An 8,201-nucleotide genomic window follows, 5' to 3' on the forward strand; every position below is an offset into this window, starting at 1 on the left:
GACCGTTGGTCGGCACGGGGGGGTATCGATATCTGAAAGATGTGTCGACCAACGGTCGACACCTGCCAACAGCCGCCGTTACCAGTAGATCCACGCCATGCGTGGATGATTTATCCGATATCCGACAGATGTGCCGACCAACGGTCGGCACCCACCAACAGCAGGTTGCAACAGTCGCGGGAATCTGTCAGAGGTGGGGCGGTGTGGGTGGGCAGGACCGCAGGCGCCATGGATGGCGCCTACGAGCCCCCAAGGATGGGTTTACGGCGTGTCCTGACCACCCACACCACCCCGCCATCCCACGGAATGCCAGCTTTTGACGTTGACGTTGACGTTGCTTCTGCAGGTGCAGGGCGCAGCCCTGCCAAGAGAAAACCCTCAACGCTGCCGGCGGCGCTTCCGGTCCACGTACAGCGTCTTGATGATGCTCAGCAGGATGCCGACGGCGATGCCGACACCGCAGCCCAGCAGCAGGTTGTCCACGCTCAGGCCCACGGCGACACCGACGATGGTCGCGATGACCATTTCAACGGTATGGGAGATCGGTTGCGGCGGGGGAACGGACATGCAGGCTCCAGCGTAAGGCGGTGAATTCAATCGGGCCTCGCGGCCCGGAAACAACGAGGCCGGGTTTCCCCGGCCTCGTCTGCGATCAGCAATGGCGGGCCGTCAGTGCGACTCGGCCGGCCCGGCGATCGGCGGCAGCGGACGGGCGTCGCCGCCCTTGTCGTTACCACTACCGTCCTTGTTGGACTTGTTCCAGCCCGCCGGCGGCGGCGGATCGCGGCCTTCCATGATGGCGTCGATCTGCGGCGCGTCGATGGTCTCGTACTGCAGCAGCAGCTGCGACATCGCGTGCAGCTTGTCCAGGTTGGCCGTCATCAGCTCGGTGGTGCGTGCGTAGGCCTCGTCGAGGATGTTGCGCACTTCCTCGTCGATGCGGCGCGCGGTGTCGTTGGACACGCTCTTGTGCTGGGTGACCGAACGGCCCAGGAACACCTCGTCATCCTCTTCGCCATAGGCGATCGGACCGAGCTGGTCGGACAGGCCCCACTTGGTAACCATGTTGCGGGCCATCTTGGTGGCACGCTCGATGTCGTTGGACGCACCGGTGGTGACCTTGTCGGCGCCGAAGATCAGCTCCTCGGCCACGCGGCCGCCGTACAGCGAGCACAGCTGCGACTTGATCGCCACGCGGTTCATCGAGTACTTGTCGCCTTCCGGCAGGTACATGGTCACGCCCAGCGCACGACCGCGCGGAATGATCGTGACCTTGTAGACCGGGTCATGCTCGGGCACCAGGCGACCGACGATGGCGTGGCCGGCCTCGTGGTAGGCGGTCAGGGTCTTCTCTTCCTCGCTCATGGCCATCGAGCGGCGCTCGGCACCCATCAGGATCTTGTCGCGGGCACGGTCGAAGTGGTCCATGCGGACTTCCTTCTCGTTGCCACGTGCGGCGAACAGGGCGGCCTCGTTGCAGAGGTTGGCCAGGTCGGCGCCGGAGAAGCCCGGGGTACCACGCGCGATCACCATCGGCTCGACGTCGTCGGCCAGCGGCAGCTTGCGCATGTGCACCTTCAGGATGTGCTCGCGGCCCTTGACATCCGGCAGGCCGACCACGACCTGGCGGTCGAAACGGCCCGGGCGCAGCAGCGCCGGGTCCAGCACGTCCGGGCGGTTGGTCGCGGCGATGACGATCACGCCCTCACCACCCTCGAAGCCGTCCATTTCGACCAGCAGCTGGTTCAGGGTCTGCTCGCGCTCGTCATGACCGCCGCCCAGGCCGGCGCCACGGTGGCGACCGACGGCGTCGATTTCGTCGATGAAGATGATGCACGGCGCGTGCTTCTTGGCCTGCTCGAACATGTCGCGGACGCGGCTGGCGCCGACGCCGACGAACATTTCCACGAAGTCCGAACCGGAGATCGAGAAGAACGGCACCTTGGCTTCGCCGGCGATGGCCTTGGCCAGCAGCGTCTTGCCGGTACCCGGCGGGCCCACCATCAGCACGCCGCGCGGGATCTTGCCGCCCAGCTTGGTGAACTTGGACGGGTCGCGCAGGAAGTCGACCAGTTCGCCCACTTCTTCCTTGGCCTCGTCGCAGCCGGCGACATCGGCGAAGGTGACCTTGATCTGGTCCTCGCCCTGCAGCTTGGCGCGCGACTTGCCGAAGGACATCGCGCCCTTGGCGCCGCCGCCACCGCCCTGCATCTGGCGCATGATGAACAGCCAGAAGCCGATGATCAGGATGACCGGCAGGAAGTTCATCAGGATGGCCGCGAAGGAAATGCCGCTGGACGGCTCTTCCTGCACGATGTCCACGTTCTTGGTGCGCAGCACGTTGATCAGGTCGCGATCAGCCGGCGCGGCGATGGTGGCCGTCTGGCCGCCACGGGTGGTGTAGGTCAGCTGGTTGGTCAGTCCGCGCGAATCGCCACCGAAGGTGACCTTCTGCACGTTGCCGCTGTCCACCTGGTCCAGGAACTGCGAATACGTCGCGCCCTGCGCCCCGGCCCCGGAGGACTTCGGCGAGAAGCTCTGGAAGACCACCATCAGCACGACGGCGACGACCACCCATAGCAGGAGGTTCTTGGTCAAGTCGTTCATCCTCATTGGCTCCGGCGTTCCTCTTAGTGCGGGTCTTGCGTTGGGGTCGAGCGTACTCGGCGAGCTTACTTCATGTGGGCGCGTTTTCCCTGTCCCAAGGCATACACCTCGGGCGAGCGCTTGCGCGATGCTTCCGGCTTGCGGATGGAGACCTTGTCGTACCGGCGGCGCATCTCGCGCACGTAGTCGTCAAAGCCTTCACCCTGGAACAGCTTGATCAGGAACGCCCCACCGGTCTTGAGGTGGTTGTCGGCGAAGTCCAGCGCAAGCTCGGCCAAGTGCATCATCCGCGGCTGGTCGACCGCGCCCACACCACTCTTATTGGGGGCCATGTCCGACAGCACAAGGTCTACCGGCTGATCCCCGAGCATGGCTTCAAACTGAGATAGGACGGTTTCTTCCCTGAAGTCACCGTGAAGGAACTCCACGCCGGCCAGCGGCGGCATGTCCAGGATGTCCAGTGCGAGCACGCGGCCGGTGTCGCCAATCTGTCTCCGCACCTGCTGAGACCAGCCGCCCGGGGCCGCGCCGAGGTCGACGACCACCATGTGCGGCTTCAGCAACCGGTCACGTTCGAGGAGCTCCTCGAGCTTGTAGGCCGCGCGCGAGCGCATGCCTTCGGCCTGCGCCTTCTTCACGAAGGGGTCGGAGAAGTGTTCCTTGAGCCAGCGCTGGCTGCTTTTGCTACGGGTGGCCATTGGAAATAGGGGCTGATGGGGTCGTCATGATACCCTGATCGTCCCATTCAACCCCCTTTTCCTGCATGTCCATCGCACTGACCGCCTCCCAGACCCGTTTCCTGCGCGGCCACGCCCACGACCTCAAGGCCCTGCTGCAGACCGGCGGCAAGGGCATCACGCCGGCCTTCATCGCCGAGCTGAACGAAGTCCTGGAACGCCACGAACTGGTCAAGGTGAAGGTTGCCGCCGAGGACCGTGACGCCCGTGACGCGACGATCGCCGAGATCGTCGAAGCCACCGAGGCGGCGCTGGTGCAACGCATCGGCCACGTTGCCGTGCTGTACCGCCCGAGCAAGGAACAGCGCCAGATCGTGCTGCCGCGCGGCTGATCGCCCTGCCCCCATGCAGCTGAACCACGAACCGCCCGATTACGCCTACAGCCTGCGCGCTGCCGACGGCCGCTCGGCCAAGGTCAACGACCAGGTGCTGGGGCAGAGCTTCTTCCTGACCCCCGACCAACTGGTCGCGCAGTGGCCGGTGCGCCAGGCTGCGAACCTGCAGCTGGCCGACATCGAAGCGATTCTTGCGCTGAATCCGGCGCTGATCGTCCTGGGCACCGGCGACCGCCAGGTGTTTCCGCCGGCCGCGGTGATGGCCGCCTGCCTGTCGCGTGGCATCGGCCTGGAAGTGATGAACAACCCGGCCGCCGCGCGCACGTTCAACATTCTTGCCGGCGAAGGCCGCAAGGTCGCCGCCGCCTTCATTCTGGAAGGTTGAGGCAAGAGCCGCCGGGCGTGGCCCGGCGCCACCCTGGATTGCAGGTTGTCTGTAGCGCCCGAGCCGATGCTCGGGCGTTGTTGTTTGCCCGCGAAAAGCAGCCGAGCGTGGGCTCGGCTCTACAGGTGAAGGATTGCAGGTTGTCTGTAGCGCCCGAGCCGATGCTCGGGCGTTGTTGTTTGCCCGCGAAAAGCAGCCGAGCGTGGGCTCGGCTCTACAGTTGAAGGATTGCAGGTTGTCTGTAGCGCCCGAGCCGATGCTCGGGCGGCGCCGCATCGCGGCGCAAAGCCCGCCGGGCGTGGCCCGGCGCTACCCCATCAACGTGCCGGCAGATATTGCTGCGGGTCGACCGGCTTGCCGTTGTAGCGGATCTCGAAGTGCAGCATGTCGCGGTTGGCGCCGGTACGGCCCATCTCGGCGATCTGCTCGCCCGCCTTGACGTTCTGCCCTTCGTTGACCAGGCGCTTGCGGTTGTGGCCATAGGCCGACAGCCACTGGTCGCTGTGCTTGATGATGATCAGCTCGCCGTAGCCGACCAGGCCGGCACCGGAATACACCACCACGCCGTTGGCGGTGGCGCGCACGGCGGCGCCGCTGGTGCCGGCGATGTCCACGCCCTGCTTGGTAGCGTCACCGGCCACGTAGCGGCCGACGATCGCGCCATCGGCCGGCCAGCGCCAGTCGATGTTGCTCTTCACCGGGCCGACCGGGGCCGTCGCCACCGGCGAAGGTGCCGGGGTGGTCGTGCCTGTTCTGCCGCGCGGCGGGGTCACCACCGTGGTCGGCGCGCGGCCGCCGGTGGCACCGGCCGGGTACAGGCGGATCACCTGGCCCGGATAGATCTGCGACGGGTTGTCCAGGCGGTTCCAGGCGATCAGGTCCGCCGGAGTGATGTCATGGATGCGGGCCAGCGCATAGATCGTGTCTCCCTTGCGCACGACCACGGTCTGCCCAGGCTTGGGCACCGAGGCCTTCGGCGTGCTGACAGTACTGCCACCGCTGCTGCCGCCGGGGCGGACGACGGTGGCGGTGCCACAGGCGGCCAGGGTGGATACCAGCAACGCCAGCGCGCCGATGCGCACTCCCTTGCTCAGACGATCTGCACTCATGCGAACTTCGACCTCCATACAAGCCAGGCAACCAGCCCCACCACCAGTACGGTGGCGATCCAGCCCAGCGGTTCAATCCAGCGACGCAACGCCGCTTCGGCACGCGCACCGCCGATGCGGATGACCGCAGCCAGCACGTACACGCGCTTGCCGCGGCCGATCAACATGCTCAGCAGGTACTGTGGCATCGGCACGCCGACGATACCCGAAGCCCACGTGAAGACCTTCATCGGGATGGGCATGAAGCCGCCCAGCACCAGGAAGGTGAACACCGCCCACGGCGACTCGGCCATCTTGGCCTGCACCGTGGCGATGCCCTGCTCGATGGCCGGCAGCATGCCCAGCGCCTCGAACAGCGGCTTGATCGCTTCGAACGCGAAATGACCCAGCGCGTAGCCGACCACCGCACCGACCATGGAGCCGGCCAGGCTGAGCGTGGCGAACCACCAGCCGCGCTTGGGCTGGGCCACGCACATCGGCGCCAGCATCACTTCCGGCATGACCGGGAAGATGATGGCCTCGAAGAAACTCAATACCGTCAGGTAGGTTGGCGCGCGTTCGTGCGCCGCCCACTTCATCGCACGCTCGTACAGCGGCCCGAAAATCTTCATGCAACCCTGCTCCGTGGATTCAATCGAGCATGCCAGACAGCAGCGGCACGAACGTGACCGGTGCCAGCACGCGTTGTTCGATGCTGCCGTCTTCCCTGCGGTCCAGCTGCACCAGCGACTGCCCGCCCGGGCCGCCCACCGGCGCCACCAGGCGCCCGCCGACCGCCAGCTGCTCGACCAGGGCATCGACCAGGGCCGGTGCCGCGGCAGTCACCACCACCGCATCGAAGGGACCGTGCTCGGCCCAGCCGACCCGGCCGTCGTCATGCTTGGTGCGGATGTTCATGCCCAGCGCGCGGAAGCGCTTGCGCGCCTGCCGCAGCAGATCGCCGATGCGCTCGACGGTGTAGACCTCCAGGCCCACGGCGCCCAGCACGGCGGCCTGGTAGCCCGAACCGGTGCCCACTTCCAGCACCGTCTTCGGCGCGACCTGCAGCACCGCTTCGGTCATCCGCGCCACCACCCACGGCTGCGAGATGGTCTGGCCATGGCCGATCGGCAGCGCGGTGTCTTCGTAGGCGCGCGAGGCCAGGGCCTCGTCGATGAACAGATGGCGCGGCACCACCCGGATCGCGTTCAGCGTGGACTCGTCGACGATGCCGGCTTCGCGCAGGCGGTCGACCAGGCGGTCGCGCACGCGCTGCGAAGTCATGCCGATGCCGACGGCTTCCGGTTGCAGGCGCAGGCGCGGGCTCATGCCGGCTGATCCAGCGCGGCGCTGAGGCCGCCGACCCAGCTGGCCACCTTCTCCAGTGCCTGGTAGCGGGTCAGGTCGACCTGGATGGGGGTGATCGAGATATGGCCGGTGCGCACCGCATGGAAGTCGGTGCCGGGACCGGAATCCTGCTCGCGGCCGGCCGGGCCGATCCAGTACACCTCGTTGCCGCGCGGGTCCTTCTGCGCGATGCAGCCTTCGGCACGATGGCGGTTGCCCAGGCGGGTCACTTCGAAGCCCTTGACCTCATTCCACGGCAGGTCGGGCACGTTGACGTTGAGGATGGTGTCGGCCGGCAGCGGATCGGCCTTCAGCCGGGCGACGATCTCCACCGCGGCACGCGCGGCGGTCTCGAAGTGCTTTGGGTCGTGGTTGCGGGTGACCAGCGACACGGCCACCGCCGGCAGGCCAAGGAAGCGACCTTCCATCGCGGCCGAGACGGTGCCCGAATAGATGACGTCATCGCCAAGGTTGGCGGCGTTGTTGATGCCGGAAACGACAATGTCGGGCTCGAATTCGAGCAGGCCGGTCAGCGCCAGGTGCACGCAGTCGGTCGGGGTGCCGGCCACCGAGACGGTGTAGTGGTCGATGCGCTTGAGCCGGATCGGCAGGTCCAGCGTCAACGAATTGCTGGCACCGGAACGATCGCGGTCGGGTGCGACCACCGTCACTTCATGGCCGGCCTCGCGCAGCACGGCGGCAAGCATCCGGATGCCTGCGGCGTCGACGCCATCATCGTTACTGACCAGGATGCGCATCTTCGATTTAACCGCTTGATTTTCCAAGAATTCGATTCCGTCACCTTGTCGCGTGGGCGGGACCGGCCGCGCCCCTGTCGGGAACCGGCGATCGCGCAAGTGCGTCGGGTATTGTGCCGCAAGCGGGCCGCCGGTCCTACCCTGCCAGTGGTGATGCGCGTCATCGAATCGACATAGGCAGACCCGCGCGGGCGGTTTACCCTGTGCGCATGTCGCACCCTGAAGATGAAGATCCGGCCGCCCTGTTCCGCTCGGCCATCGGCGAAGTGAAGCCGCTGCGCAAGGAGGTCGAGCCGGCACCGTCCGCGCCGAAACCGAAGCCGCGCGCACGCATGGCCGAACGCGACGAAGCCGAGGCCGCGGGCGAGTTCGCCCGCCTGCTGCGCGACAGCAGCCCGCTGGAAGCCGGCGACACTGCCAGCTACCGCCGCGACAACCTGCCGCCGCGGATGTTCCAGCGCCTGAAGCGCGGCCAGTATTCGGTACAGGACGAACTGGACCTGCACGGCGCCACGGCCGCGCAGGCCGAAACGCTGCTGCGCCAGTTCCTGCTGGAAGCGCACGCGCACGAGTACGGCTGCGTGCGCATCATCCACGGCAAGGGCCTGCAGTCCGATGGCGGCGCGCCGGTGCTGAAGAACCTGGTCGACCGCCTGCTGCGGCTGCGCAACGACGTGCTCGCGTTCCACTCGGCACCGACCGGCCAGGGCGGCACTGGCGCAGTGCTGGTGCTGCTGGCGCGGCGTTGACGAACCCGGCGACCGACCCGGTAGAGTCGAAGGTTGGTCGACTGCCTTGTGCGGCACCTCGCCAGAACCCCGCGGTGCGCGCGATGGTCGACTAACTGTGATCTCTCTGTACGTTGTTCATCCGGGACATCTTTGGAAAATGGTGGTTACCACACCGTTCCAGCCCCCAAAGAGCCCGGATGAACAATCATAAAA

At 66.6% G+C, this 8,201-nt stretch carries 10 protein-coding genes; 3 read left to right on the forward strand and 7 right to left on the reverse strand.

All coding sequences use genetic code 11. The features are described from left to right. Positions 1–378: 378 nt before the first annotated feature. From DCO49_RS18600 to rlmE, 3 genes are all read right to left on the reverse strand, one after another. Entirely contained in the window at positions 379–567 is a 189-nt protein-coding gene (locus tag DCO49_RS18600; protein WP_108768472.1) for a hypothetical protein, read from the reverse strand. A 102-nt stretch (positions 568–669) separates the two neighbouring features. Continuing rightward, complete coding sequence (gene ftsH, locus DCO49_RS18605; protein ID WP_165835756.1) at positions 670–2,607, reverse strand: ATP-dependent zinc metalloprotease FtsH; 1,938 nt, start codon at positions 2,605–2,607, stop codon at positions 670–672. Positions 2,608–2,672: 65 nt separating this feature from the next. Continuing rightward, entirely contained in the window at positions 2,673–3,305 is a 633-nt protein-coding gene (gene rlmE / locus DCO49_RS18610) for a 23S rRNA (uridine(2552)-2'-O)-methyltransferase RlmE (RefSeq protein WP_008265654.1), read from the reverse strand. A 65-nt stretch (positions 3,306–3,370) separates the two neighbouring features. Between rlmE and yhbY the strand changes: the two genes are divergently transcribed. Together yhbY and DCO49_RS18620 are read left to right on the forward strand one after the other, a co-directional pair. Continuing rightward, positions 3,371–3,676, forward strand: coding sequence for a ribosome assembly RNA-binding protein YhbY (gene yhbY, locus DCO49_RS18615; protein ID WP_116865258.1), 306 nt, complete (start codon positions 3,371–3,373; stop codon positions 3,674–3,676). Positions 3,677–3,689: 13 nt separating this feature from the next. Then, on the forward strand, positions 3,690–4,064 hold the full coding sequence (locus DCO49_RS18620; RefSeq protein WP_116865259.1) for an Mth938-like domain-containing protein: 375 nt from the start codon (positions 3,690–3,692) through the stop codon (positions 4,062–4,064). 317 nt (positions 4,065–4,381) lie between these two features. Here DCO49_RS18620 and DCO49_RS18625 read toward each other — a convergent pair whose 3' ends face one another. The 4 genes from DCO49_RS18625 to surE are packed head-to-tail and all read right to left on the reverse strand — an operon-like array spanning position 4,382 to position 7,257. After that, the gene (locus DCO49_RS18625; protein WP_116865260.1) at positions 4,382–5,173 is read right to left on the reverse strand and encodes a peptidoglycan DD-metalloendopeptidase family protein; all 792 of its coding nucleotides are present in this window, start codon (positions 5,171–5,173) and stop codon (positions 4,382–4,384) included. After that, complete coding sequence (locus DCO49_RS18630) at positions 5,170–5,784, reverse strand: YqaA family protein (protein WP_108768468.1); 615 nt, start codon at positions 5,782–5,784, stop codon at positions 5,170–5,172. Before DCO49_RS18630 ends, DCO49_RS18625 begins: the two co-directional genes overlap by 4 nt. A 19-nt stretch (positions 5,785–5,803) precedes the next feature. Next, positions 5,804–6,481: a protein-L-isoaspartate(D-aspartate) O-methyltransferase gene (locus DCO49_RS18635; protein ID WP_116865261.1), complete on the reverse strand. Its 678-nt coding sequence runs from the start codon at positions 6,479–6,481 to the stop codon at positions 5,804–5,806. Further along, positions 6,478–7,257, reverse strand: a complete 780-nt coding sequence (gene surE, locus DCO49_RS18640) for a 5'/3'-nucleotidase SurE (protein WP_108768466.1) — start codon at positions 7,255–7,257, stop codon at positions 6,478–6,480. Before surE ends, DCO49_RS18635 begins: the two co-directional genes overlap by 4 nt. Before the next feature lie 209 nt (positions 7,258–7,466). Between surE and DCO49_RS18645 the strand changes: the two genes are divergently transcribed. Further along, positions 7,467–8,006 carry a Smr/MutS family protein gene (locus DCO49_RS18645; RefSeq protein ID WP_108768465.1) on the forward strand — a complete coding sequence of 180 codons (540 nt, stop codon included), beginning with the start codon at positions 7,467–7,469 and terminating at the stop codon, positions 8,004–8,006. Positions 8,007–8,201: the final 195 nt, after the last annotated feature.

The organism is Stenotrophomonas sp. SPM, from assembly GCF_003105135.1.
GTDB lineage: Bacteria > Pseudomonadota > Gammaproteobacteria > Xanthomonadales > Xanthomonadaceae > Stenotrophomonas.